Consider the following 1,006-nt stretch of genomic DNA (forward strand, 5'->3'; position numbering starts at 1 on the left):
CCATCGACCCGAGCATGCCGTGCCGGGTGATGGCCTTCTGCATCTTCTTCGAACGAAATTGAGACCCTCTATCGCTGTGCAGAACGCAGCCGACCACGTCCCCTCGCCTGGCGACAGCGCTGTTCAGGGCGGCCACGGCCAGGCGGGACTTCATTCTCGAGTCGATCGAGTACCCGACGATCCGGCCCGAGTAGACGTCCTTGATCGCGCACAGGTACAGCTTGCCCTCGGCCGTCCAGTGCTCGGTGATGTCGGTCAGCCACAGCTCGTTGGGGCCGGGCGCGGTGAAGTCTCTCTTGACGAGATCGTCGTGTACAGGCGGGCCGGCCTTGCGGTGCTTGCCGCGGCCTCTCTTGCTGATGGTGCTGGTCCAGCCGCCGGCGGAGCAGATCCGCCACGCCGTCCGCCGGCACATCTTCTCGCCTGCGGCTTCGGCCTCGTCGGCGAGGTAGCGGTAGCCGAACTCCGGGTCTTCGCGGTGGGCGTCGAACAGGGCGTTGGCCCGGTACGCCTCGGCGAGCTCGGCGTCGGTGATCGGGTTCTTGCGCCACCGGTAGTAGGGCTGGCGAGCGATCTTGAGTACCCGACACGCCACCGCGACGGGGATGCCGTCAGCGGCCAGCTCACTCACGAGCGGGTACCACCTTTTCCCGGCAGATTCGCTTGGGACAGGTACGCCGCCGCCCGGCGTAAGACCTCGTTCTCCTGTTCAAGCAGGCGCACACGCCGCTTGGCCTCGCGCAGCTCACGCGATTCGGCCGACGTGGTGCCGGGCTTGATCCCGGCCTCCACGTCGGCCTTGCGGATCCACTTGTTCAGGGTCATCGGGTGGATACCGAAGTCGGCAGCGATCTGTTCGAGAGTCACACCGTCTTCACGGTTCTGGGCGACGCGGACAACGTCGTCGCGGAACTCCTGGGGATAGGGCTTGGGCACAGCTGGCATCCTTCCAGGCCGCCCGGCAGGGCAAGCCAGATCAGATGTCACCTACTCGTGCACCAGCCCC

At 66.3% G+C, this 1,006-nt stretch carries 2 protein-coding genes; both read right to left on the reverse strand.

The window, feature by feature from the left end:
• The coding region (locus tag A5766_RS20310; RefSeq protein WP_064906165.1) for an IS3 family transposase at positions 1–631 on the reverse strand (631 nt) is incomplete at its 3' end.
• Positions 628–936 carry a transposase gene (locus tag A5766_RS20315; RefSeq protein ID WP_005180812.1) on the reverse strand — a complete coding sequence of 103 codons (309 nt, stop codon included), beginning with the start codon at positions 934–936 and terminating at the stop codon, positions 628–630. The genes A5766_RS20315 and A5766_RS20310, both read right to left, overlap by 4 nt.
• Positions 937–1,006 lie beyond the last annotated feature (70 nt).

It is taken from the genome of Gordonia sp. 852002-51296_SCH5728562-b, from assembly GCF_001665475.1.
In the GTDB taxonomy this organism is placed as follows: domain Bacteria; phylum Actinomycetota; class Actinomycetes; order Mycobacteriales; family Mycobacteriaceae; genus Gordonia; species Gordonia sputi.